The following is a 23559-nucleotide window of genomic DNA, read 5'->3' on the forward strand; positions in this document are numbered from 1 at the left end:
TCCTTGACCATCTTGGCGACTTCCAGCTTAAAGCTGACATCAAAGCTTCTGTTCTTCTTGCTCATGGAGACTCCTCAGTGGGTGTAGTTTCCCCTATTGAGGTGTCCGGAACCATTAAACCAGCACAGGCTCCTACGGGGTTTGCTGACGCGCAAGGTCGCTTTACCCCTTGCCCGCCGCCCTGCGCTGCTTGAAAAACTCACTCAACACCGCACCGCACTCTTCGCCCAGCACCCCGCCTTCGAACAACACTCGATGATTGAGAAACCCCTGGGCGAAGAACTGCCCCTGGCTCTGCACGATCCCGGCTTTCGGCTCCAGCGCGCCATACACGACCCGCCCGACGCGCGAATGCACGATCAAGCCTGCGCACATGCTGCATGGCTCCAGCGTCACATAGAGGGTGCTGCCCGGCAGCCGGTAATTGTCCACGGCTTTGGCCGCGTCCCGGATGGCGACCATCTCCGCGTGGGCGCTGGGGTCGCTGGTGCTGATCGGACAGTTGAAACCCCTGCCAACGATTTCCCCGTCCTGTACCAGCACCGCCCCCACCGGCACCTCACCCAGCAAGGCACCCTGCCGCGCCAGTTCCAGCGCTTCGCGCATGAAGTCCTGATCGCGGCTGCGATCGATAATCCGGGGCTGTCTCATCAGGCCACCTCGATGGCGGCCATCAAGCCGGTTTCCATGTGATCGATCACATGGCAATGGAACATCCACACACCCGGATTATCGGCAACCAGGGCCACCCGCGCCCGCTCGTTTCTGCCGAGCAGGAAAGTATCTGTGAAATAGGGCTCGATCTTGCGTCGATTGGAAGCGATCACTTTAAAACTCAAACCATGAAGGTGAATCGGGTGCTGGTACTGGGTCAGGTTACGCAGCTCGAAAATGTAGCTTTTGCCCAATACCAGTTTGGCAATGGGACGATCCGCGCAGGTCTTGTCGGTAATGTCCCAGGCCTGACCATTCACCTGCCACAGGCTGGGCGGCTTGCCGTTCTCGGTATTGACCGACACTGAGCCTGCCCACTCGAAATTGAAATTGATTGTCTCGGCATTTTCCAGATCCGGCTCCGCGACAGGATTGGGCGGCAGGGCCGGTGGCCATTCCCCGGCGGCTTCGGCACTGGCGACCGAACGAAAGGTGCCAAGGCGTACCGGACCGTTGCGAATGGAAATTTCCTCGCCGGCCGGCGGCGCCTTGATCGCCACGCACATGCGCATGCCCGGCCCGAGCCAGTAGTCCTTGCCAAACGGCCGAGGCCGGACCGGATTGCCGTCCAGCGCATAGATGCGCGCGTCGGCGCCCGGCAGGTTGATTCGATAGGTCACGGTGTTGTCGAGATTGAGCAGACGTACCCGCGTGATCTGCCCCGCCGGCAGGTCGATGACCCCTTGGGGGATGCCGTTCAGGGTCGACAGCCGCCCGGCCGTCCCTTCCCGCGCCGCTTCGCGCAGGATGCTGAACTCGGTGAAAGCGCCCTGCTCGTCCACATGCCAGCTCTTCAGGCTTACCGTGCGCTCATGCAGAAAACCCGTAGGCTCGCGTTCCTCGACTATCAGCGGCCCGACCAGCCCGCGACCCAGCTCCTCGCTGCTGCTGACATGCGGGTGATACCAGTAACTGCCGGCGTCCGACACCCGGAACTTGTAATCGAAATACTCGCCCGGCTTGACCGGCAATTGCGACACGTAAGGCACGCCGTCCATTTCCAGCGGCAGCCGGATGCCATGCCAATGGATCGTGGTTTCCACCGGCAACCGGTTGATGAAACGCAACCGCAGCCATTCCCCCTGCCGGACCCGTAGCTCGGTGCCCGGCACTGAACCACCGAACGCCCACGCCGGCGTCTGATGCCCCGGGACCAGCTCGACATCCAGCGGCGCGGCGATCAGCTCGAAATCATGCCCCTCACCCGGCCCTCGCCGCCCCAGCCAGTAACGCGACGCACCACCCGCCCCCAACCCCACCACGGCAAGACCGGCCAGACCTCCGATGAATTGTCGACGGGTGAAAGACATGAAAAGCAGACCTCGAAACAGCTGTGGAGAGGCGTCCAGAGCCGGACGCGAGGGGCGAATACGATACACCTGCTTTCAAGTGATGATAAGGCTGGGTGTCGCGCTGAAACATCGGGTAACCGTTCGGTGCCGAGGAGGGACTGCCGTGTATCACCGGATTTGGAAGTCATGTTTCAGAACACCCTGGCCGCCGGTCGCTTAGTTACTCAAAACGTCATGTGCGCCTCAACTCCCGGATTCGGCTGCCGTAATCAATTGCAGTCAGCCTTAATTCAGTGGAGCTTCAGCATGTCGTTACTTCCCAACCGCATCTCAGGGCGAATGACGCTGGGTATCCTGACGCTGCTGGTTCTCACGGCATTGGCGATTTATTCCGTCATGACCTTGGGCGGCAAGCCTCAGTTAGTCGCAGCAGGAACCGAGGCCGCGGAACAATCGGCCAGTGCAATTACCCGCCAGCTGGCCCTGCAAGTGAATCGCATCGAGGGCACCGCGACGGCGATGGCGCACCTTGCCGAAACCCTGCCCCGCGACGAAACCCTGCTCAAGGCCAATCTGCCTAACATAATCGACAGCCAGGGCGATGCCGCCATTGCAGGCGGCGGGCTGTGGCCAGAACCCAATAGTTTTACTGACGGTATCGATCGCCGGAGTTTCTTCTGGGCACGCAACGCCAGCAATAAGCTGGATTATTCGGACGAGTACAACGCCGCACAAACTCCGCCGTATCACGCTGAATCCTGGTACACCGGAGCGAAATCCGCGCCATCGGGACGTTGCGTGTGGTCGGATGCGTACCAGGACCCGGTCAGTGGCGTGGCGATGACAACTTGCAGCGTGCCCTACCGCGTACAGGGCGCGTTTGCCGGTGTCGCGACTATCGACCTGAAGCTTGACGGCCTCGCTGCCTTTCTCAAGGCCAAGGGGAATGTCACCGGCGGCTACGCTTTTGCGGTCGATCCTTCAGGGAACCTGCTGTTTTTTCCTGATGCAAAGAGCACCAAGGGCCTTCCGACCATTGCCGGGTTGAGCCAGGAACAACCGTGGTTGAAGCCGGTTGTCGACATCTTGTCGAGCAAACCGGCCGGCACGACAACGCTGTATCTGGAAAACGATGCGCGCCTGGATGGACCGGCTTACGTCACCCTGGAAACCATGGAAGGCACCGGCTGGCGCATCGGGCTGGTTACGCCCGAGGCCCGCGTGGTTGGACTTGCAAACCGGCTGACCGGGCAGATTTTGCTGTTCTTGCTGCCGCTGTTGGGCATTCTGCTGGGCCTCGCCTGGCTGGCTGGCAAACGGCTGCTCACTCAGCTTGAAGAAACCACTGCGCAAATCGAACGTCTGGGCCAAGGCGGTCAGGCAGGCGCTCAGCTGGAGATTCTGCGGTCCGATGAGCTCGGCGCGTTGCGCACTGCCGTCAACCATTACGCTGGCTCTCTGCAGGGCATGCTGCGACGCATTGCCGAGGAGTCTGTGTCACTGGAAGTCCAGGCCAATGAACTGGCGCAACTGTCCAATGGTCTGGCTGAACGGGCAGAAGCCCAACGCATGGACAACACCCTGCTCGCCACCGCCATTACTGAAATGTCGGCCAGCGCTAGCGAGGTCGCACGTAACACCACGGACTGCTCGGACACGGCCCGCAGCTCATTGGTAGAAGCGCAAAAGAGTCAGGACCAGGTCAACCGCAACGGTGAATCCATCGAAAGCCTGGCGACCGACATTTCAGGCGCGGCTACCGCTATGACTCAGCTGGGTGAAGACATCGAGCGCGTTGGCGGCGTGCTGGAAGTCATCAAATCGATCTCTCAGCAGACGAATCTGTTGGCGCTCAACGCTGCTATCGAGGCGGCCCGGGCCGGTGAACAAGGCCGTGGCTTTGCGGTGGTGGCAGATGAGGTGCGCACACTCGCAGGCCGCACACAAACGTCCGCCAACGAGATCCAGGAGATGATCACCCAGCTGCGCCAGGCATCGAATGCTGCCGTCACCACCATGCAGAACGGCGCTCAGCGTACGCGCGAATCAGTGCAACAGGCAGTCGGCGTATCCGCCACATTGGGCACTACGGTAGGCAGTTTCGACGACATCGTTCAGCGCGCCCAGCAGATCGCCGTTGCCGCCCAGGAGCAGAGCCACGTGACTCAGGAGATCAACGAACTGGCGGTACGTATCCATGCGGCCAGTGAAGAAGGTGCCCGAGACGCGAGCACCCTCCGGGAACTGGGCAAAGGCATGCAATCGATCTCAACCCGTCTGGGCGGATTGAGCCGCGGCACGCATTAACCTTCAACATTGGGGCAAACAGGCATCAGTTTGACGAAGCTGATGCCTGTTTGCCTTTGCAGCCAAGCGTGGACCGACTGTGGTGGTCCAGATCGCTGCGATGGTAATGCTTCAGATAACTTTGTTCCCTGTCCGACTCTTCTCCGCAAGTCAGACCGATTTTACCGGACCCAAAAAGCCAAAAGCCCGCAATTACGCGGGCTCCAGGGCATTTTTTGCTAGATCGTGCCGGGCTATGCCGGACGCGGGATCATTCCCACTCAATCGTCGCCGGCGGCTTGCTCGACACGTCGTACGTCACGCGGGAAATGCCTTCGATTTCGTTGATGATACGGCCGCTGACGGTTTCCAGCAGTTCGTATGGCAGGTGGGCCCAGCGGGCGGTCATGAAGTCGATGGTTTCGACGGCGCGCAGGGCTACTACCCAGGCGTAACGACGGCCATCGCCAACCACGCCGACGGATTTGACCGGCTGGAACACGACGAATGCCTGGCTGACCTTGTGGTACCAGTCAGCCTTGCGCAGTTCTTCGATGAAGATGTGGTCGGCACGACGCAGCAGGTCGGCGTATTCCTTCTTCACTTCACCCAGGATGCGCACGCCCAGGCCCGGCCCCGGGAACGGGTGGCGGTAGACCATGTCGTACGGCAGGCCCAGCTCCAGGCCCAGACGACGGACTTCGTCCTTGAACAGTTCGCGCAGTGGCTCGACCAGCTTGAGGTTCATTTCTTCCGGCAGGCCGCCCACGTTGTGGTGCGACTTGATCACATGGGCCTTGCCGCTTTTCGCGCCAGCCGACTCGATCACGTCCGGGTAGATGGTGCCTTGGGCCAGGTACTTGATGTTTTCCAGCTTGCAGGATTCGGCATCGAACACGTCGATGAAGGTGCGGCCGATGATCTTGCGCTTTTTCTCCGGATCGCTTTCGCCAGCCAGATTGGTCAGGAACTGCTCTTCGGCGTTGGCGCGGATGACCTTGACGCCCATGTTCTCGGCGAACATGGCCATGACCTGCTCGCCTTCATGCAGACGCAGCAGACCGTTGTCGACGAAGACGCAGGTCAGCTGGTCGCCGATGGCCTTGTGCAGCAATGCCGCGACGACGGACGAGTCGACGCCGCCGGACAGGCCCAGCAGGACATTGTCGGTGCCGACCTGGGCGCGGATGTTGGCGATCGCGTCTTCAGCGATGTGCGACGGGGTCCACAAAGCTTCGCAACCGCAGATGTCGAGGATGAAGCGCGACAGGATGCGACCGCCCTGCTTGGTGTGGGTCACTTCAGGGTGGAACTGTACGCCGTAGTAGGCGCGAGTGTCGTCGGCCATGCCGGCGATTGGGCAGCTCGGGGTGCTTGCCAGCACATGGAAGCCGTCCGGGATTTCGGTGACCTTGTCGCCGTGGCTCATCCAGACGTCGAGGCCGAATACGCCATCGGCGTCGATGTGGTCTTCGATGCCTTCCAGGATACGGCTCTTGCCGACGACGTCGACGCGGGCATAACCGAATTCACGCAGGTCGGAACCGGCAACGCGGCCACCCAGCTGTTCAGCCATGGTCTGCATGCCGTAGCAGATACCGAAGACCGGCACGCCCAGGTCGAACACGGCTTGCGGAGCACGGGGGCTGTTGGCTTCATGGACGGACTCGGGGCCGCCGGCCAGGATGATCCCGCGCGGAGCGAATTCGCGAATCGCTTCGTCATCCATGTCGAATGGGTGCAGTTCGCAATAAACGCCGATTTCACGCACGCGACGGGCGATCAATTGGGTGTACTGCGAACCGAAATCGAGGATCAGGATACGGTGGGCGTGAATGTCGAGGGACATGGGCGAGGCTCTAAAGAGCAGCTGCAAGCTTTAAGTTGCAAGCTGCAAGTTGTCGAAGTCGCGACAGTTGCGTAACCGCAACCGTCGCTTGTAGCTCAAGGCTTGTCGCTTGGAGCCGGGAGGCTTCAGCCAACCCTGTAGTTCGGCGCTTCCTTGGTGATCTGCACGTCGTGGACGTGGGATTCAGCCATGCCGGCACCGGTGATGCGGACGAACTCGGGCTTGGTGCGCATTTCTTCGATGTCGGCGCTACCGGTGTAGCCCATCGAAGAGCGCAGGCCGCCCATCAACTGGTGGATGATCGCGGCCAGCGAGCCCTTGTAGGCAACACGACCTTCGATCCCTTCCGGTACGAGTTTTTCGGCGCCGGCGGAAGAGTCCTGGAAGTAACGGTCCGAGGAACCCTGAGCCTGGGACATCGCACCCAGCGAGCCCATGCCGCGATAGGCCTTATAGGAACGGCCCTGGAACAGTTCGATCTCGCCCGGTGCTTCTTCGGTACCGGCGAACATCGAACCCATCATCACGCAGGAGGCGCCCGCGACGATGGCCTTGGACAGGTCACCGGAGAAGCGGATACCGCCGTCGGCGATCAGCGGAACGCCGGTGCCTTCCAGCGCGGCGGCCACGTTGGCGATGGCGCTGATCTGTGGAACGCCGACCCCGGCAACGATACGGGTGGTGCAGATCGAGCCTGGGCCGATACCGACCTTGACTGCGTCAGCGCCAGCGGCGGCCAGTGCCTTGGCAGCGGCGCCGGTGGCAATGTTGCCGCCGATGACCTGGACTTCGGGGAAGTTTTCCTTGACCCAGCGAACGCGGTCGATCACGCCCTTGGAGTGACCGTGCGCGGTGTCAACCACGACGACGTCAACCCCGGCCGCAACCAGCGCGGTGACGCGATCACCGGTGTCCTTGCCGGTGCCGACGGCGGCGCCGACACGCAGACGACCCTGGTCGTCCTTGCTCGCCAGCGGGTAAGCCTTGGCCTTTTCGATGTCCTTGACGGTCATCATGCCCTTGAGCATGAACTTGCTGTCGACGATCAGGACTTTCTCGAGACGGTGCTTGTGCAGCAGCTCGCGAACTTCGTTCTTGTCGGCGCCTTCGCGGACGGTGACCAGACGCTCTTTGGGCGTCATCACTTCGCGGACAGGCACATCCAGACGGTTTTCGAAGCGAACGTCACGAGAGGTCACGATGCCGACCAGGTCGCCATCATGCAGTACCGGAACGCCGGAAATATTGTGCAGGCGGGTGAGCTCGAACAGGTCACGCACCGTGGCATCGGCCTCGATGGTGATCGGATCCTTGACGACACCGGCTTCGAACTTCTTGACCTTGCGGACTTCGGCAGCCTGCTGCTCGATGGTCATGTTCTTGTGGATGATACCGATACCGCCTTCCTGAGCCATGGCGATCGCCAGACGGGCTTCAGTGACAGTGTCCATTGCAGCGGAGACCAAAGGAATATTCAGCTCGATGCCACGGGTCAAACGGGTTTTCAGACTGACTTCGTTAGGCAGCACCTCGGAATAACCAGGCACTAGGAGAATGTCGTCGAACGTTAGGGCTTCTTGACTGATACGCAGCATCGCGGGGGCTCCCGGGAGGGAAAATTGGAAGCGCGCCATTATACCCATACACCCCCGCCGGCTCAACGCAAACCTCAGTTCTGCGTCAAACGGCCCTACAGACGCACTTTGACGAAGGAAACCGGGCGGTCCAGACGTTCGGCGAAGTCGTCGAGAAAGGTCTGGGTGAACGACGCATCCAGCCAGTTGTTGAAGATGAAGCCAAGGTTGGAAAAGCCGCAGGGATCAAGGAACAGAAAGCCATTGATGTCGTCTTCATGACGACATTCCGGGCAGATGAAGTTGTCCGTGTGCCCCGGCATCCAGTCTTCAAGGCTGTCGAACAGCGCTTCGCCGATTTCCCGCCGACACTCCGGACAGCCCGCCTCTTCGGCAAAATCCTTGAGCGGGGTAAAGATACAGCGCCTGGTCACGATCTCCAGGCCATTGATCGGCTCACCGAACGGCAATGCGTCCGGATTCTCGACCACCCTGCGCGCGCCCGGCGCAATGGCATAGGCCATCCGGTTGCCGGCCCGACCGCAGGTGCTCAACTCCGGCTCGACGACATTGAGCTTGATCAGCCAGCGCAGAATCAGACGCGCTCTGGCTTCATGCGCCGGGAAAGTGGAAATTTGCGGGACGATGATGCTCTGGGTGTTCATGCAGGCCTGTCGCGGTACGGTTCAAAGCGGCAGCTTAATCGGCCACAAGGTGAGGTCAAGCTCCTTCGCTCAGCCAGTCAGGTAACGCACGATCAGTGCCAGCCCGCTGACCAGCACCAGCCAGGTCACCAGACGCACGAAGGTCTCGCGGGACATTTTCAGCGTCAGGCTTCGTCCCGTGCGCGAGCCGATCAGCATGGCAGGAAGCAGGCAGGCCGCCAGAAGCAGCAGCGGCACATCCGCGTAGACGCCCGCGATCAGAAACAGACTGAGGCGCACGATGGCGCTGGCGCTGATCAGCGCGCTCTGGGTCGCGCGTGCCTGGTCTTTGTCGACAAGACGACTATTGAGATAGACCGCATAGAGGAACCCGCCGCTGCCGAACAGGGCTCCAAACAGGCCACCCACTGTGCCCATCGGGATCGCCCAGCCCGCCGCCAGGCGGTCGGGCCGCACTTTGGTGCTCAGGCTGTAGATGGCGTACGCGGTGATGAACAGCCCCATCAACAGGAGCAGCAAGTCGGACTTCAGGTTCAGCAGAAAAACCACGCCCATCAGGCAGCCCACTGCCATGCAAGGCAGCAGACGCAACAGCTCCGCGCGCACCACTGAGCGGCGTGACGGCAGCAGATTGCCGAACGCCGCGAGAAAATCCAGCATCACCAGCAAGGGAATGATCCGCGACAGCGGCATGAAATGAATGAGGATGGGGCCGGCCACCAGTGCCGTGCCGAAACCGGCGATGCCAAAGACTATATAAGCGGCGGTGACTGCAAGTTCGATCACGATCCAGTCCAGAGGACCGAAGCCCAGTTCTGCGAATGCAGCGGCGATGTCGATACTTCCCACGTTCTCGTCCTTGAAGAATGGCGTGTGCGGACAATAGCAAAAGTGACCGGGATCCGTAGGAGCCACCGAGGCGGCGTTCCGCCTTGCTGGCGATACCGCGCCGCCTGAATCGCCAGCAAGCTGGCTCCTACGGGCGATCCGGACAATGCGGTATCGGCAGCAAGATGGATCGCCGCCCCGCTGGCTCCTACAGGAACGGTGCAGCGGGCCGGCAATGCCTTTATGATGCCCCCTATGATCAAAGACCCTTTCGCAAGACTCGGCCTCGACCGGGAAGTCCTCACTGTCAGCCAGCTCAACGGGCGTGCCCGGGTGTTGCTGGAGGATGTGTTCAGCAGCATCTGGGTGGAGGGCGAGATCTCCAACCTTTCGCGCCCGGCGTCCGGCCACGTGTACTTCACCCTCAAGGACTCCGGTGCCCAGGTTCGTTGCGCCCTGTTCCGCCAGAGCGCGGCGCGGGTACGGCAGGCGCTGCGCGACGGTCTGCAGGTCAAGGTTCGCGGCAAGGTCTCGCTGTTCGAAGGGCGCGGCGATTATCAGTTGATCCTGGACACGGTCGAGCCGGCCGGCGATGGCGCGCTGCGTCTAGCGTTCGATGCGCTGAAGGCCAAGCTCAGCGAAGAAGGCCTGTTCAGCCCCGAGCGCAAAGTCCCGCTGCCGCTGCATCCGCAGCGCATCGGGATCATCAGTTCGCCGACCGGCGCGGTGATCCGCGACATCATCAGCGTGTTCCGCCGGCGTGCGCCCAGGGTCCAGCTGACGCTGATTCCCACTGCAGTCCAAGGGCGTGAAGCCATCAACCAGATCGTCCGCGCCCTGAAACTGGCCGACGCGCGGGGTTTCGACGCGTTGATCCTCGCTCGCGGCGGTGGCTCGCTGGAAGACCTGTGGTGCTTCAACGAGGAAGCCGTGGCGCGGGCCATCGATGCCTGCGTGACGCCGATCGTCAGCGCGGTCGGACATGAAACGGATGTGTCGATCAGCGACTTCGTGGCCGACGTCCGCGCGCCGACGCCCTCCGCCGCCGCCGAACTGCTGGCGCCCGACTCCAGCGACCTGCACCGCCGGGTTGACAATCTGCATCGCCGGCTGGTCAGCCGCATGCAGGATCGGCTCATGCGCGAACGCCTGCGTCTCGAAGGACTGTCGCGTCGTCTGCGCCATCCCGGCGAACGCCTGCGCCAGCAAGCGCAACGCCTCGACGATCTGGACATGCGCCTGCGCCGGGCCTTCGAGCAGAACATGCACAAGCGTCAGGTGCGACTGGCCCATATGGAAAGCCGTCTCGCGGCGCAACATCCCGGACGCACCCTGAAGTTTCTGCGTCAGCGCCTCGACGTTCTTGCCGAACGTTTGCCGCGCGCGATGCGCGAGGGGCTCAAGACCCGCCAACTGCAACTGCAAAGTCAGGTTCAGACTCTGCATGTGGTCAGCCCGCTTGCCACGCTCGGCCGGGGTTACAGCATCCTGCTCGACGAGCGCGGTCATGCCATACGCGCCGCCTCGCAGACCCGCACCGGCCAGCGTCTGACCGCGCGGCTTGGCGAAGGCGAGCTGCAAGTTCGCGTCGAAGACAATCACCTCACGCCCGTCACCCTTTCTCTGCTGGATTGACCGAATGCTTCGTCTGATCGCTCCCCTGCTCGCCCTGCTCATCTGCCTACCTGCCCATGCCGACAGCTTTATTACTCGCGCCCTGAACAAGCCGGTGCCGGGCGGTGTGGCGGTCATCGACCTGGGCACGGGAGCGCAGGCGCCCAAGGCAACGTATCAGGGCAAACCGGTGATGGTGATCAAGGAACAAGGGGTTCGCTGGCTGGCCATCGTTGGGATTCCGTTGACCGTCAAACCGGGCAGCGAGCAGTTGATGAGCAGCGGTCGCGCCATCGGCTTCACGGTGGGCAGCAAGAAATACCCGGAACAGCGCATCACCTTGAAGAACAAGCGCCAGGTCAATCCGAATCCTGACGACGTCAAGCGCATCGAAGCCGAACTGGCCGAACAGATTCGCGCCTATCGCAGCTTTACGCCGGGCACGCCGAGCAACTTGATCCTCGACAAACCGGTCAACGGCCCTCTGTCGAGCAAGTTCGGCGTACGCCGCTTCTTCAACGGCGAAGAACGCAACCCGCACGCGGGGCTGGATTTCGCGGTCCCGGCCGGCACGCCGATCAAGTCGCCGGCGGCCGGCAAGGTGATTCTGATCGGCAACTATTTCTTCAACGGCAACACCGTGTTCGTCGATCACGGGCAGGGCTTCATCAGCATGTTCTGCCACATGTCGAAGATCGACGTGAAGACCGGCGACAGCGTGATGCGCGGGGGTGTCGTCGGCCGCGTCGGCTCCACCGGCCGCGCCACCGGCCCGCACATGCACTGGAACGTCAGCCTCAACGATGCGCGGGTTGATCCGGCGATCTTCATCGGTGCGTTTCAGCCGTAGTGTTCAAGGATACGTCCACGCCGTAGGAGCCAGCTTGCTGGCGATAGCGATATTCAGCCGTTCAACATTTCGGTGTTTCGGTCCATCGCCAGCAAGCTGGCTCCTACGACGACCTGCATAGCCAGGTGAATTGCGGACACCGATCTCAGACAACAATAATCAAACAGCTAAAATCAAAAAGATGGCACAAATAGCCTTTAAAACCTCTTTTCTGAGAATTTCTCCCAATTTTTTCCAAGTGCTTGCCATCCCCTGAGCCAATGGTTACGGTTGGCCTCATGAATACCTCCCATACCCTCATCCTGTCGCGCCAGCATCGGTGCCTCAGCCTGGTCAGCGCACGACTGCCGGGCTCGATTGCGGTGCCTCGCCCCTGAATCGCGTTTTCGGTTGGCCGCCTCTTTCCGGCCTGTTCAGCACAAAGGATTACTACAATGACCATGCTCAAAGATCCCTCGAAGAAGTACCGTGCGTTTCCGACCATCGATCTGCCCGATCGCACCTGGCCATCCAAGGCCATCACTGCGACGCCGATCTGGTGCAGTTCCGACCTGCGCGACGGTAACCAATCGCTGATCGAGCCCATGGATGCGGTCAAGAAACTGCGCTTCTGGAAGACGTTGGTGAAGGTCGGCGTGAAGGAAATCGAAGCCTCATTCCCCTCCGCCTCGCAGACCGATTTCGACTTCGTGCGCACTCTGATCGAAGAAGGCCATATCCCGGATGACACCACCATTCAGGTGCTGACCCAAGCGCGCGAAGACCTGATCGCCCGTACCTTCGAATCGCTGCGCGGCGCCAAGAAGGCCATCGTGCACCTGTACAACGCCACCAGCCCGTCTTTCCGCCGCATTGTCTTCAACCAGGACAAGGCCGGCGTGAAGGAAATCGCCGTCAACGCCGCCAAGCTGTTCGTCAAGTACGCGGCCGAGCAGCCTGAAACCCAGTGGACGTTCCAGTATTCGCCGGAAACCTTCAGCGCAACCGAGCTGGAGTTCGCCAAGGAGGTCTGTGACGCCGTAATCGAGGTCTGGAACCCGACCCCGCAGAACAAGATCATCCTCAACCTGCCGGCCACTGTCGAAGTGTCGACGCCAAACGTCTACGCGGACCAGATCGAATGGTTCTGCCGCAACGTCAACCGCCGTGACAGCGTGCTCATCAGCCTGCACACCCACAACGACCGCGGCACCGGGGTGGCCGCGACCGAGCTGGGTCTGATGGCAGGTGCCGATCGCGTCGAAGGCTGCCTGTTCGGCAACGGCGAGCGTACCGGCAACGTGGATCTGGTGACTCTGGCGCTGAATCTCTACACCCAGGGCATCGACCCAGAGCTGGATTTCTCCGACATCGATGGCGTGCGCAAGGTCGTCGAAGAGTGCAATCAGATCCCGGTTCACCCTCGTCACCCCTACGTGGGCGATCTGGTGCACACCGCCTTCTCCGGCTCACACCAGGATGCCATCCGCAAAGGTTTCGCCAAGCAGCAGGAAGGCTCGGTATGGGAAGTGCCTTACCTGCCGATCGACCCGGCCGACATCGGCCGCAGCTACGAAGCGGTTATTCGCGTCAACAGCCAGTCGGGCAAAGGCGGCATCACGTACCTGCTCGAACAGGAATACGGCATTTCCCTGCCGCGTCGCATGCAGATCGAATTCAGTCAGGTCGTCCAGGGTGAAACCGACCGCCTGGGCCTGGAAATGACCGCCGAGCAGATCCACGCGTTGCTGCGTCGCGAGTACCTGCAAGCCAACACGCCTTATGCGTTGATCAGCCACAAGTTGCAGGAGGAGAACGGCAACAGCGCGGTGGATGCCGAAGTGCACGTAGACGGCGAAACCCAGCACTGGCGCGGCAAGGGTAAAGGCGCTCTGGAGGCGATGGTCGCCGGCCTGCCGGTTGCAGTGGAAATCATGGACTACAACGAACACGCCATTGGTTCGGGCACTACTGCCAAAGCAGCCGCGTACATCGAACTGCGGGTCAATGGCGACCGCGCGGTGCACGGTGTGGGTATTGATGAAAACATCACCACCGCCAGCTTCCGGGCACTGTTCAGCGCGCTGAATCGCTCGTTGAGCCAGGCACAAGCCAAAGCCGCCTGACGGTTGAACCAAGGGTCGGCGGGCACCTGCCCGTCGACTTCTTTACCCTTTCAATTCCGCCTGCCCGCTCCAGATTCCGCCATCGCGCACCTTTCATTCTGCGCATACCCCATGCCCATATCGGCATAATCTTTTGATTTACGCTGTGGTAGCATGCTGCCTTTACTTTGATCCGGTTATATGCCGATGGCCATCCAGTCGCTGTCGCAGTCCGATCGAATGCATCTTTCAGTTTCACTCTTCATCCAATAATCACGACGACTCTGCTTTGATATCCGGACGAAAAGAATGCGCGGGCCGACCACCCATGCATTGAGAAAATCCATCGGCCTCGGTAACGCTGAGCTGATCCAATCACATTTGGAGCGATTATGCCCAAGGCTTCCCATCAGGACCTGCGCCGTGATTTCCGCGCACTGACCTCCTCGAATTCCTGCTTTCACACTGCCTCGGTGTTTGACCCGATGTCCGCGCGGATCGCTGCGGATCTTGGCTTCGAGGTCGGCATCCTCGGCGGCTCGGTCGCTTCCCTGCAAGTGCTCGCCGCACCCGACTTCGCCCTGATCACCTTGAGCGAATTCGTCGAACAAGCCACCCGCATCGGTCGCGTGGCGCAGTTGCCGGTCATCGCCGACGCCGACCACGGCTATGGCAACGCGCTGAACGTGATGCGCACGGTCACCGAACTGGAGCGAGCGGGGATTTCCGCGCTCACCATCGAAGACACACTGTTGCCCGCGCAATTCGGCCGCAAGTCGACGGATCTGATTTCCACCGCCGAAGGTGTCGGCAAGATCCGCGCGGCACTGGAAGCCCGTGTCGATCCCGAACTGTCGATCTTCGCCCGCACCAATGCGGCGATCATCCCGGTCCAGGAAGCCAACAGCCGTGCGTTGCAGTACCAGAGCGCGGGCGCGGACGGCATCACCATCGTCGGCGTGCGCGACTTCGAGCACCTGGCACAGCTGTCGGAAGGCGTCACCGTCCCGCTGATGCTGGTCACCTATGGCAACCCCGAGCTACACGACAATGCACGGCTGGCCGAGATGGGCGTACGCATCTGTGTCGACGGCCACGCGGCGTATTTCGCAGCCATCAAGGCGACCTACGACTGCCTGCGCGAGCAGCGGCAGATCGTGAGCAGCACGGCTGACATGAGCGCTACTGAGCTGACCCACACCTACACCCAGCCGCAGGACTACGTGGAATGGGCGAAGAAGTTCATGAATGTGAACGAGTAAACGGTGTTCCGTGGGAGGGAGCGCCAGCTCGCGACAGCGACAGTGAGCTCACTGCCGTCTTCGCGAGCTTCGCTCCCTCCCACATGAATACCGCCCCATCCAGAAGTCGCGAGTGAAAAACGCCCGGTCATCAGCCGGGCGTTTTTCATTGCGTCGCTCATCACGCGGTCGTGCTGACACCGCCTTGGGTGGTCAGGGTGATCAAGGTCGCATTGAGCGTCTGCAGGGTAGCGTTGGTCGCCGCGATCTGGACCTGGATGGCCATGACCTTTTGCGCCTTTTCTTCCTCGCTGCCGCTGCCGTTCTGCGCCGCGCTCAACTGAGCCTGCTGCTGGGCCAGTTCCTTCTTGGCGGCTTCGATCTGCTCCTTGATCTTGGCGATGGTTTCTTCAGTAGACGAAGACGTCGCCGAGCCGCCGCCGGCACCGCCGGCTTTCGCGCCCGACATGGAAACGCTGGCGGTCTTTTCGGTGCTTGTGCTGGCGGTTGCAGCAGCCTGTTCTTCCGCAGCCGGGGTTTTGACGGTAAGCGATAACGAAGCGCTGTATGGGCTAAGCCCGGAGGTGTTGATGGTGGTCATGGCAAACTCCTGTTGGTCTGCACCCTGTATCGGCCGCCCGGAAACAATCTGAAGCATTTAGCTGACGCTGAATCTGTCCGCGTCCAGATGCGCCGGAAACCGGGTCCGGTAACCGTGCAGATCCACCGCGCTCAAGGCCGCCTGAAACACCCCGTTAGCTTCTGCCACGTTGAGCAGACACTCGCCCTGGTAATCCAGGACCTGGCTGTCGCCGGTATAGGCCAGCCCTTTGCCGTCATCACCGATCCGGTTGACCGCCGCGACATAGCACAGGTTTTCGATCGCCCGCGCCGGCAGCAGGCGGTTCCAGTGCTGACGACGCGCACCCGGCCAGTTGGCGGTGTAGATCAGCAGGTCAGTGTCTTGCATGGCCCGGCTCCACACCGGGAACCGCAGGTCGTAACAGATCAGCGGCCGCACTTGCCAACCCTTGACCTCGAACACACAGCGTTCCGCTCCGGCGCTGTAGTGCTCATGCTCGCAGGCCATACGGAACAGGTGGCGCTTGTCATAGTGAGACAGTTCGCCGTCGGGCCGCGCCCAGAGCAGACGATTGCGGTAGCTGCCGTCGGCGGCCTGAATGATCACGCTGCCGGTGACCACCGCCTCCAGCCGCTGCGCCTGTGCCAGCAGCCAATGCGATGTCGGACCGTCCTCCGGTTCCGCCAGCGCTTCGGATTCCATCGAGAAACCGGTGGTGAACATTTCCGGCAGGATGATCAGGTCGGCTTCCGCCGCCTGGCCCAGTAGTCGTTCGAAGTGCTCCAGATTCGTTTCGCGGTCGTGCCAGGCCAGTTCGGTCTGGATCAGTGCGATGTTCAGATTCGGTAGCTGGCTCAGATCACGCATAGTTTTTCCGCCGCCTTACGCAGCGTCTCCTCGCGCTTGGCGAAGCACAGCCGAATCAACCGCTGCCCTTCGGGTGGAGTCTGGTAGAAGACTGAAATGGGAATGCTGGCGACGCCATGCTCCCGGGTCATCCATAGCGCCATGTCGACGTCGTCGAGATCCGGACGAACCTGCGAATAGTCCATCAGTTGGAAATAGGTCCCCGCCGCTGGGGTGAAACTGAAGCGCGAAGCGGCGAGCTGATGGCAGAAGAAATCCCGCTTGGCCTGATAAAACACGGGCAGCTCCTCGACATGCTCGGGGTGCTCGGCCATGAAATCGGCCAGTGCATACTGCAACGGCGTGACGCTGCAAAAGCTGACGTACTGGTGGACCTTGCGCAGCTCGGCAGTCAGCGCCAGCGGCGCGACCACATAACCGGTCTTCCAGCCGGTGACGTGATAGGTCTTGCCGAACGAGTTGACCACGAACGCCCGCGAGTACAGCGCTTCGTGATCCAGCACGCTTGCATGCCGCACGCCATCGAACACCAGATGCTCATAGACCTCGTCGCTGAGCAGGTAGATGTCACGGTCGGCAATCAGTGCAGAAAGCTGGTCCAGGTCTGCGCGGGAGATCAACGCACCGCTGGGGTTGTGCGGGCTGTTGATCACGATCATGCGGGTCCGGGGGCTGAGCGCATCGCTGAGTTTCTGCCAGTCGATGGCGAAGTCGCCGGGGCTCAGTTGCACATGGACGCAGCGCCCGCCGGCCAGTTCGACCGAAGGCTCGTAGCTGTCGTAGCAAGGATCGAAAATGATGACTTCGTCACCGGGGCGGATGACCGTCTGAATGGCGCAGAAAATCGCCTGGGTCGCACCGGGCGTGATGGTGATTTCAGTCTCCGGATCGACCTGCCGACCATAACTGCGGGAAATCTTGGCAGCCACCTGCTGACGCAGCGCGGGCAGGCCGGTCATGGGCGAATACTGGTTAAAACCTTCGGCAGCCCGGCGACTGAGCGCATCGCGTAGCGCTTGCGGCCCGTCGAAGTCCGGGAAACCCTGGGACAGATTGAGCGCGCCGGTATCGGCGGCCAGTTGAGACATGACGGTGAAGATAGTGGTGCCCACGTTGGGCAGCTTGCTGTCGATCATGACGCTCTTCCCTGCAAACACCCGGCGCCACGTCGGCACGGGTCTGGCAGGATAGCCCAGCGAACGCCCACAAAAAAAGGCGCCAGCGGCGCCTTTTTCAGAAAAGCCCTACAGAATCAGCGCTTGTCACGACGCTTCTTGTCGGCCTTCTTGTGGTGCGACATCAAACGACGCTTCTTGTTGACCTGACGGTCCGTCAGCGTGTTCTTGTTGCCCTCGTAAGGGTTGTCGCCGCCCTTGAACTCGATGCGAATCGGCGTACCGACCAGCTTCAGAACCCGGCGATAGGTGTTCTCCAGGTAGCGTACATAAGACTTGGGCACTTTCTCGACCTGGTTGCCGTGAATCACGATCAGCGGCGGGTTGGCGCCACCCAGGTGAGCGTAACGCAGCTTGATGCGGCGGCTGCCGACCATTGGCGGCGCGTGCTCGCTGACGGCGTCTTCCAGAATCTGCGTCAGGCGGCTGGTTGGCCAGCGGGTCACGGCGGACTTGAAGGAAGCCTGGACCGATTTGTACAGGTTGCCGACGCCGGTGCCGTGCAGTGCGGAGATGAAGTGAATGTCGGCGAAATCGACGAAGAACAGCCGGCGCTCCAGCTCAGTCTTCACGTAGTCACGTTCACCCGGCTGCATGCCGTCCCACTTGTTCAGTGCGATGACGATGGCCCGGCCCGATTCCAGCGCGAAGCCCAGCAAGTTAAGGTCGTGGTCGACCACGCCTTCGCGAGCGTCCATCACGAAGATCACCACGTTGGCATCCTTGATGGCCTGCAACGTCTTGACCACCGAGAACTTCTCGACCTCTTCGTGGATTTTGCCGCGCTTGCGCACACCAGCGGTGTCGATCAGCGTGTACTTCTCTTCGTTGCGTTCGAAAGGAATGTAGATGCTGTCGCGAGTCGTGCCCGGCTGGTCGTAGACGATGACCCGGTCTTCACCCAGCATGCGGTTGACCAGGGTCGATTTGCCCACGTTTGGACGACCGATGATGGCGATCTTGATGCCATCTTTCTCGCTCGGGCCCGGAATGCGCTTGGCTTCCTCGCCTTCGGCGACGTCTTCAATCTCGCCTTCTTCGGGTTCGTCATCGTCCTTGGGGAAGTCCTTGAGGGCGATTTCCAGCATCTGCGAGATGCCGCGGCCATGCGCGCCGGCAACCGGAATCGCATCGCCCAGACCCATGGGGCTGAATTCGGCGCGAGCCAGGTTTTCGTCGATGTTGTCGATCTTGTTGGCGACCACATAGGAACGCTTGTTGCGCTTGCGCAGGTGCTCGCCAATCATCTGGTCCGCGGCGGTGTAGCCCGCCTTGGCGTCCACCAGGAACAGCACGACATCGGCTTCTTCGATAGCCAGCAGAGACTGCTCGGCCATCTTCTCATCCATGCCGTGCTCGTCGCCGGAAATACCGCCAGTGTCGATCAGAATATAGGAGCGCCCTTGCCACTTCGCCTCTCCGTATTGGCGATCACGGGTGAGACCGGACAGGTCGCCGACGATGGCGTCGCGGGTCCGGGTCAGGCGGTTGAACATGGTGGACTTGCCGACGTTCGGTCGACCCACCAGGGCGATTACGGGAACCATTAGGCTCTCCACTTCGTTATTTCAGAAAATACAAAAGCCGCTGCGGGGCAGCGGCCGGAGTTCGGAGCGGCACGGTCAGGTGCCGCGGCCTTGCCGTAACAAGGCGGCCAGGAGCCCGAAGCCCCTGACCTGGACGATCATCACTTGATGGTCAGGGCTTCCAGTTTGCCGCTGTTGCCATACACGTAAATCATGTCGCCGACGACCAGCGGGCGCGCCCGCAGACCGTCGCTGTCGATACGCTCGCGACCGACGAAGCGGCCATCGACCTGGCTCAACAGGTGAAGATAGCCTTCCATGTCGCCGACCGCCACGTAGCTGGAGAACACCTCGGGTGCGCCCAACTGGCGACGCGCCAGCGACTCGTTGCTCCACAAAGCGCTGGACGAGCGCTCGTCGATACCTTCGACGGTGCCGGACGCCAGAGTGGCATACACGCTGCCGAAACCCTGAGCCACACCCGAGTAGCTGGAGGCATCACGCTGCCAGAGCACACGGCCGCTATCCAGTTCCAGACCCGCTACGCGACCCTGGTAGCTGGCAACGTAGAGCGTACCGCCGGACAGCAGCAGGCCACCGTCGATATCGACCACGCGCTCCAGTTCCGAGCGACCTTGCGGGATCGCAATGCGCTGCTCCCAGACCGGGACGCCGTTGGAGGTGTCCAGCGCCACGACCTTACCGGTCGACAGACCCGCGATGGCGAGGCGATTGGTCACCAGCGGCGCGCCGGTGCCACGCAGGGTCAGTACCGCAGGCGTGCTTTCGTAGATCCAGCGCTGACTGCCGGTGACCGCGTCGAGACCGATCACGCGGTCGTCCTGAGTCTGGACCACGACCACGTCACCGTTGGTAGCGGGCGGAGCCAGCACCTCGCTGGTCACGCGGGCGCGCCAGCGCTCTTCACCGGAAGAAGAATCCAGGGCGATGACTTCGCCCTTGGTGGTGCCGAGCATGACCATGCCGTAGCCGACGCCGACCGCGCCGGATACCGGCAGCTCAAGATCTTTTTCCCAGATCACGTCACCGGTCAGGCGGTCCAGAGACATGACCTCACCGTTCACGTCGCTGGCATAGATGCGGTCGCCGTCGATGGCGGGGACCAGCATGTTGTAGGTTTCACCCTGACCGTCGCCGATCGAGTGACTCCACTGTTTCTGCAGGACGACCTCTTCCTTGAAATCGGTCAGTTCGGCCGGCGGAAGTTCCTTCTTGCTGTTGCTGCTGCAACCCGCGGCCAGAATGGCCAGAGCCAGCAATGCTGCATGTTTCCAACGAATCACGTCACGCATCCCCTTTCGCCAGATCGTCGAGCTTCATTTGCAGGCCACCGACCGCTGCTTCTTCCGAGAGCGCGGACTTGGCCTTCTGGTATGCAGCATGTGCCTCGTCGGTGCGACCCAGTTGCACCAGCAGGTCACCCTTGAGTTCTTCGCGGCTGGCCAGGAACGCCTTGTCGGCATCGCCGGCGAGCAGCTTGAGCGCTTCTTCGCCTTTGTTCTGGGCGGCCAGAACACGTGCCAGACGCTGACGGGCCAGTTCGCCCAGTGTCACGTTCGCCGGCTTGTCCGCAACGGTTTTCAGTTCCGCCGCGGCGTCATCGAGCTTGCCGTTGTCCACCGCCACCTTGGCGACGAAGAGGCTACCAAATTGCGCATAGGCCGTACCACCGAACTCGCTCTTGAGCTTGCCGGCGATTTCCGCAACGCGCGTGGTGTCGGCCTGGCCGCTCGGCGTCAATGCGGTTTCCAGCAGTTGCTGGTAAAGGATCGAGGCGCCCTGCGACTGGTTGGTCTGGTACTTCTGCCAGGCCTGCCAGCCGAAGACCACGATTAGCGCCAACAGACCGCCGGTGACCAGGGGCTTGCCGTTACGCTGCCACCAGTCCTTCATTACCGCCAGCTCTTCATCTTCGGTACGCGACACCCCAATACTCCTATTCGCTAAATCGGCTTTTAATCAGCTTCAACCCTGCACGATGCAGGAGGCCAGGTGCTCGGACAGAGCATCCCAGGCAATGTTTTGTTGGTCGCCCTGCCCGCGCAACGGCTTGACGCCGATGATCTGCTGCGCAAGTTCTTCTTCGCCCAGGATCAAGGCATACAGCGCCCCGCTCTTGTCGGCCTTCTTGAACTGGCTCTTGAAGCTGCCGGCGCCGGCGTTGACCTGCAGGCGCAGGCTCGGCAAGCGGTCACGCAGCTGCTCGGTCAGCGTCAGGGCCGCGAGCTCAGCGGCTTCGCCGAACGCGCAGACGTAGACGTCGATCTGGCGGGAAATTTCTTCCGGCACCTGCTCCAGGGTTTCCAGCAGCAGCACCAGACGTTCGATGCCCATGGCGAAACCGACGCCAGCGGTGGGCTTGCCGCCCATCTGCTCGACCAGACCGTCATAACGGCCCCCCGCGCACACAGTGCCCTGAGCGCCCAACTGATCGGTCACCCACTCGAAAACGGTCTTGCTGTAGTAGTCCAGACCACGCACCAGCTTGGGGTTGATGACGTAAGGGATGCCGGCCGCGTCGAGACGTGCCTTCAGACCTTCGAAGTGAACCCGTGATTCTTCGTCCAGATAGTCAGCCAGCTTGGGAGCGTCGACCAGCACAGCCTGGGTTTCAGGATGCTTGGTGTCCAGGACCCGCAGCGGGTTGGTCTTGAGGCGACGCTGGCTGTCTTCGTCCAGCTGGTCCAGGCGGGCCGTCAGATACTCGACCAGCGCATCGCGGTAGCGCGCGCGGGCTTCGCTGGTGCCCAGGCTGTTGAGTTCGAGTTTGACCGCATTGCGGATGCCCAGCAGGCCCCACAGGCGCCAGGTCATCACGATCAGTTCGGCATCGATGTCGGGACCGTCGAGATTAAAGACTTCCACGCCGATCTGGTGGAACTGGCGATAGCGGCCCTTCTGCGGGCGTTCATGGCGGAACATCGGGCCGATGTACCAGAGTTTCTGCACCTGGCCGCCGCCGGTGATGCCGTGCTCCAGCACGGCGCGCACGCAGGCCGCGGTGCCTTCGGGGCGCAGGGTCAGGGAATCGCCGTTACGGTCGGCGAAGGTGTACATCTCCTTCTCGACGATATCGGTGACCTCGCCGATGGAGCGCTTGAACAGGTCGGTGAACTCGACGATCGGCATGCGGATCTGGCGATAACCGTAGTTATCCAGCAACCCGGCGACCGTGCCTTCGAAGTGACGCCACAACGGGGTCTGCTCGGGCAGGATATCGTTCATGCCACGAATGGCTTGCAGAGACTTACTCACAAAAAATCCTTAGCAATCTGGGTTAGCCGCGCACGATAACCGAGGCGTCGGCCTGGGCTTTCTCGGCGGCTTTCTCGCGAATCAGACGTTCGAGATCGTCCACGAGATTGTCGTTGGTCAGCTTCTGCGCGGGCTTGCCGTCGATGTAGATCAGGTTCGGCGTGCCACCGGTGAGGCCGATATGAGCTTCCTTCGCTTCGCCGGGGCCGTTGACCACACAGCCGATGACCGCGACGTCCAGCGGCACCAGCAAGTCCTCCAGGCGCCCTTCCAGTTCGTTCATGGTCTTGACCACGTCGAAATTCTGCCGCGAGCAGCTTGGGCAGGCGATGAAGTTGATGCCACGGGAACGCAGGTGCAGCGACTTGAGAATGTCGTAGCCGACCTTCACTTCCTCGACCGGGTCGGCCGCCAGCGAGATGCGGATAGTATCGCCAATCCCTTCGGCGAGCAGCATACCCAGCCCAACCGCGGATTTCACCGTGCCCGAGCGCAATCCGCCCGCTTCGGTGATGCCCAGGTGCAGTGGCTGTACGATCTGCCTGGCCAACAAACGATAGGCTTCAACGGCCATGAACACGTCGGACGCCTTCACGCTGACCTTGAAGTCGGGAAAGTTGAGACGGTCGAGATGCTCGACGTGCCGCAGCGCGGATTCGACCAGCGCTTCGGGAGTCGGCTCGCCGTATTTCTTCTGCAGGTCTTTTTCCAGCGAACCGGCGTTGACGCCGATGCGGATCGGGATGCCGCGATCCCGCGCCGCATCGACCACCGCGCGCACGCGGTCTTCGCGACCGATGTTGCCCGGATTGATGCGCAGGCAGTCGACGCCCAGCTCGGCGACCCGCAAGGCAATGCGGTAGTCGAAGTGAATGTCGGCAACCAGCGGGACCTTGACCTGCTGCTTGATACGGCCGAAGGCTTCGGCCGCGTCCATGTCCGGCACCGACACGCGCACGATGTCGACACCGGCCGCTTCCAGACGATTGATCTGGGCAACCGTGGCCGCTACGTCATTGGTATCGCTGTTGGTCATGCTCTGGACAGCGATCGGGGCGTCGCCACCGACCGGCACGGAGCCGACCCAGATCTTTCGGGATTCGCGACGCTTGATAGGGGATTGGCCGTGCATGAT

General features: G+C 61.5%; 19 protein-coding genes and 1 pseudogene. 6 read left to right on the forward strand and 14 right to left on the reverse strand.

What is annotated here, in order from left to right; genetic code table 11:
• Positions 1 to 162 precede the first annotated feature (162 nt).
• Positions 163 to 651: a tRNA adenosine(34) deaminase TadA gene (gene tadA, locus TRP66_RS22065; RefSeq protein WP_333407198.1), complete on the reverse strand. Its 489-nt coding sequence runs from the start codon at positions 649 to 651 to the stop codon at positions 163 to 165.
• A complete protein-coding gene (locus TRP66_RS22070; RefSeq protein ID WP_333407200.1) occupies positions 651 to 2024 on the reverse strand; it encodes a multicopper oxidase family protein in 1374 nt (457 codons plus the stop codon). The genes tadA and TRP66_RS22070 overlap by 1 nt, the downstream gene beginning before the upstream one ends.
• A 378-nt stretch (positions 2025 to 2402) precedes the next feature.
• Here TRP66_RS22070 and TRP66_RS23760 point away from each other — a divergent pair.
• Together TRP66_RS23760 and TRP66_RS23765 are read left to right on the forward strand one after the other, a co-directional pair.
• Positions 2403 to 3194, forward strand: a pseudogene (locus tag TRP66_RS23760) (cache domain-containing protein); the annotation flags it as partial.
• Between the two features lie 417 nt (positions 3195 to 3611).
• A complete protein-coding gene (locus TRP66_RS23765; RefSeq protein WP_442965247.1) occupies positions 3612 to 4313 on the forward strand; it encodes a methyl-accepting chemotaxis protein in 702 nt (233 codons plus the stop codon).
• A 250-nt stretch (positions 4314 to 4563) separates the two neighbouring features.
• Here TRP66_RS23765 and guaA read toward each other — a convergent pair whose 3' ends face one another.
• From guaA to TRP66_RS22095, 4 genes are all read right to left on the reverse strand, one after another.
• Positions 4564 to 6141 carry a glutamine-hydrolyzing GMP synthase gene (gene guaA / locus TRP66_RS22080; RefSeq protein ID WP_333407204.1) on the reverse strand — a complete coding sequence of 526 codons (1578 nt, stop codon included), beginning with the start codon at positions 6139 to 6141 and terminating at the stop codon, positions 4564 to 4566.
• A gap of 125 nt (positions 6142 to 6266) precedes the next feature.
• Complete coding sequence (guaB, locus tag TRP66_RS22085) at positions 6267 to 7736, reverse strand: IMP dehydrogenase (RefSeq protein ID WP_333407206.1); 1470 nt, start codon at positions 7734 to 7736, stop codon at positions 6267 to 6269.
• Positions 7737 to 7831: 95 nt separating this feature from the next.
• Positions 7832 to 8380, reverse strand: a complete 549-nt coding sequence (locus TRP66_RS22090) for a sugar ABC transporter ATPase (protein WP_333407208.1) — start codon at positions 8378 to 8380, stop codon at positions 7832 to 7834.
• 69 nt (positions 8381 to 8449) lie between these two features.
• Positions 8450 to 9229, reverse strand: coding sequence for a sulfite exporter TauE/SafE family protein (locus TRP66_RS22095; protein WP_333407226.1), 780 nt, complete (start codon positions 9227 to 9229; stop codon positions 8450 to 8452).
• Positions 9230 to 9463: 234 nt separating this feature from the next.
• Here TRP66_RS22095 and xseA point away from each other — a divergent pair, with 234 nt between their 5' ends.
• The 4 genes from xseA (at position 9464) to TRP66_RS22115 (ending at position 15018) form a co-directional block, all read left to right on the forward strand.
• Positions 9464 to 10843 (forward strand): exodeoxyribonuclease VII large subunit, encoded by a 1380-nt coding sequence (xseA, locus tag TRP66_RS22100; protein ID WP_333407228.1) that lies wholly within the window; start codon positions 9464 to 9466, stop codon positions 10841 to 10843.
• 4 nt (positions 10844 to 10847) lie between these two features.
• Positions 10848 to 11672: a peptidoglycan DD-metalloendopeptidase family protein gene (locus tag TRP66_RS22105; protein WP_333407230.1), complete on the forward strand. Its 825-nt coding sequence runs from the start codon at positions 10848 to 10850 to the stop codon at positions 11670 to 11672.
• 434 nt (positions 11673 to 12106) lie between these two features.
• On the forward strand, positions 12107 to 13777 hold the full coding sequence (leuA, locus tag TRP66_RS22110; protein ID WP_333407232.1) for a 2-isopropylmalate synthase: 1671 nt from the start codon (positions 12107 to 12109) through the stop codon (positions 13775 to 13777).
• 371 nt (positions 13778 to 14148) lie between these two features.
• A complete protein-coding gene (locus TRP66_RS22115) occupies positions 14149 to 15018 on the forward strand; it encodes an isocitrate lyase/PEP mutase family protein (protein ID WP_333407234.1) in 870 nt (289 codons plus the stop codon).
• Positions 15019 to 15178: 160 nt separating this feature from the next.
• On the opposite strand, the gene TRP66_RS22120 is transcribed toward TRP66_RS22115, so the two are convergent.
• The 8 genes from TRP66_RS22120 to ispG form a co-directional block, all read right to left on the reverse strand.
• Positions 15179 to 15598: a hypothetical protein gene (locus TRP66_RS22120; protein ID WP_333407236.1), complete on the reverse strand. Its 420-nt coding sequence runs from the start codon at positions 15596 to 15598 to the stop codon at positions 15179 to 15181.
• A gap of 57 nt (positions 15599 to 15655) precedes the next feature.
• On the reverse strand, positions 15656 to 16447 hold the full coding sequence (locus TRP66_RS22125; RefSeq protein ID WP_333407238.1) for an amidohydrolase: 792 nt from the start codon (positions 16445 to 16447) through the stop codon (positions 15656 to 15658).
• Positions 16435 to 17583, reverse strand: a complete 1149-nt coding sequence (locus tag TRP66_RS22130; protein ID WP_333407240.1) for a pyridoxal phosphate-dependent aminotransferase — start codon at positions 17581 to 17583, stop codon at positions 16435 to 16437. Before TRP66_RS22130 ends, TRP66_RS22125 begins: the two co-directional genes overlap by 13 nt.
• Positions 17584 to 17699: 116 nt before the next feature.
• The gene (gene der, locus TRP66_RS22135) at positions 17700 to 19169 is read right to left on the reverse strand and encodes a ribosome biogenesis GTPase Der (protein WP_333407242.1); all 1470 of its coding nucleotides are present in this window, start codon (positions 19167 to 19169) and stop codon (positions 17700 to 17702) included.
• A gap of 140 nt (positions 19170 to 19309) precedes the next feature.
• Positions 19310 to 20461 carry an outer membrane protein assembly factor BamB gene (gene bamB, locus TRP66_RS22140; protein ID WP_333407244.1) on the reverse strand — a complete coding sequence of 384 codons (1152 nt, stop codon included), beginning with the start codon at positions 20459 to 20461 and terminating at the stop codon, positions 19310 to 19312.
• Complete coding sequence (locus TRP66_RS22145; protein WP_333407415.1) at positions 20454 to 21062, reverse strand: tetratricopeptide repeat protein; 609 nt, start codon at positions 21060 to 21062, stop codon at positions 20454 to 20456. Before TRP66_RS22145 ends, bamB begins: the two co-directional genes overlap by 8 nt.
• Positions 21063 to 21134: 72 nt before the next feature.
• A complete protein-coding gene (hisS, locus tag TRP66_RS22150) occupies positions 21135 to 22424 on the reverse strand; it encodes a histidine--tRNA ligase (RefSeq protein ID WP_333407245.1) in 1290 nt (429 codons plus the stop codon).
• 22 nt (positions 22425 to 22446) lie between these two features.
• Positions 22447 to 23556 (reverse strand): flavodoxin-dependent (E)-4-hydroxy-3-methylbut-2-enyl-diphosphate synthase, encoded by a 1110-nt coding sequence (ispG, locus tag TRP66_RS22155; protein ID WP_333407247.1) that lies wholly within the window; start codon positions 23554 to 23556, stop codon positions 22447 to 22449.
• Between the last annotated feature and the right edge of the window lie 3 nt (positions 23557 to 23559).

The sequence above is a fragment of the Pseudomonas sp. JDS28PS106 genome, assembly GCF_036706555.1.
Classification (GTDB): domain Bacteria; phylum Pseudomonadota; class Gammaproteobacteria; order Pseudomonadales; family Pseudomonadaceae; genus Aquipseudomonas.

What these genes read in the sequence shown, in the direction of transcription:
- TRP66_RS23765 (WP_442965247.1), top strand. Translation starts at nt 3,612, where the DNA reads ATGTCGGCCAGCGCTAGCGAGGTCGCACGTAACACCACGGACTGCTCG.
- TRP66_RS22070 (WP_333407200.1), bottom strand. Translation starts at nt 2,024, where the DNA reads ATGTCTTTCACCCGTCGACAATTCATCGGAGGTCTGGCCGGTCTTGCC.
- der (WP_333407242.1), bottom strand. Translation starts at nt 19,169, where the DNA reads ATGGTTCCCGTAATCGCCCTGGTGGGTCGACCGAACGTCGGCAAGTCC.
- TRP66_RS22120 (WP_333407236.1), bottom strand. Translation starts at nt 15,598, where the DNA reads ATGACCACCATCAACACCTCCGGGCTTAGCCCATACAGCGCTTCGTTA.
- bamB (WP_333407244.1), bottom strand. Translation starts at nt 20,461, where the DNA reads ATGCGTGACGTGATTCGTTGGAAACATGCAGCATTGCTGGCTCTGGCC.
- TRP66_RS22130 (WP_333407240.1), bottom strand. Translation starts at nt 17,583, where the DNA reads ATGATCGACAGCAAGCTGCCCAACGTGGGCACCACTATCTTCACCGTC.
- TRP66_RS22145 (WP_333407415.1), bottom strand. Translation starts at nt 21,062, where the DNA reads ATGAAGGACTGGTGGCAGCGTAACGGCAAGCCCCTGGTCACCGGCGGT.
- TRP66_RS22105 (WP_333407230.1), top strand. Translation starts at nt 10,848, where the DNA reads ATGCTTCGTCTGATCGCTCCCCTGCTCGCCCTGCTCATCTGCCTACCT.
- guaB (WP_333407206.1), bottom strand. Translation starts at nt 7,736, where the DNA reads ATGCTGCGTATCAGTCAAGAAGCCCTAACGTTCGACGACATTCTCCTA.
- TRP66_RS22115 (WP_333407234.1), top strand. Translation starts at nt 14,149, where the DNA reads ATGCCCAAGGCTTCCCATCAGGACCTGCGCCGTGATTTCCGCGCACTG.
- xseA (WP_333407228.1), top strand. Translation starts at nt 9,464, where the DNA reads ATGATCAAAGACCCTTTCGCAAGACTCGGCCTCGACCGGGAAGTCCTC.
- tadA (WP_333407198.1), bottom strand. Translation starts at nt 651, where the DNA reads ATGAGACAGCCCCGGATTATCGATCGCAGCCGCGATCAGGACTTCATG.
- TRP66_RS22090 (WP_333407208.1), bottom strand. Translation starts at nt 8,380, where the DNA reads ATGAACACCCAGAGCATCATCGTCCCGCAAATTTCCACTTTCCCGGCG.
- leuA (WP_333407232.1), top strand. Translation starts at nt 12,107, where the DNA reads ATGACCATGCTCAAAGATCCCTCGAAGAAGTACCGTGCGTTTCCGACC.
- ispG (WP_333407247.1), bottom strand. Translation starts at nt 23,556, where the DNA reads ATGCACGGCCAATCCCCTATCAAGCGTCGCGAATCCCGAAAGATCTGG.
- guaA (WP_333407204.1), bottom strand. Translation starts at nt 6,141, where the DNA reads ATGTCCCTCGACATTCACGCCCACCGTATCCTGATCCTCGATTTCGGT.
- TRP66_RS22125 (WP_333407238.1), bottom strand. Translation starts at nt 16,447, where the DNA reads ATGCGTGATCTGAGCCAGCTACCGAATCTGAACATCGCACTGATCCAG.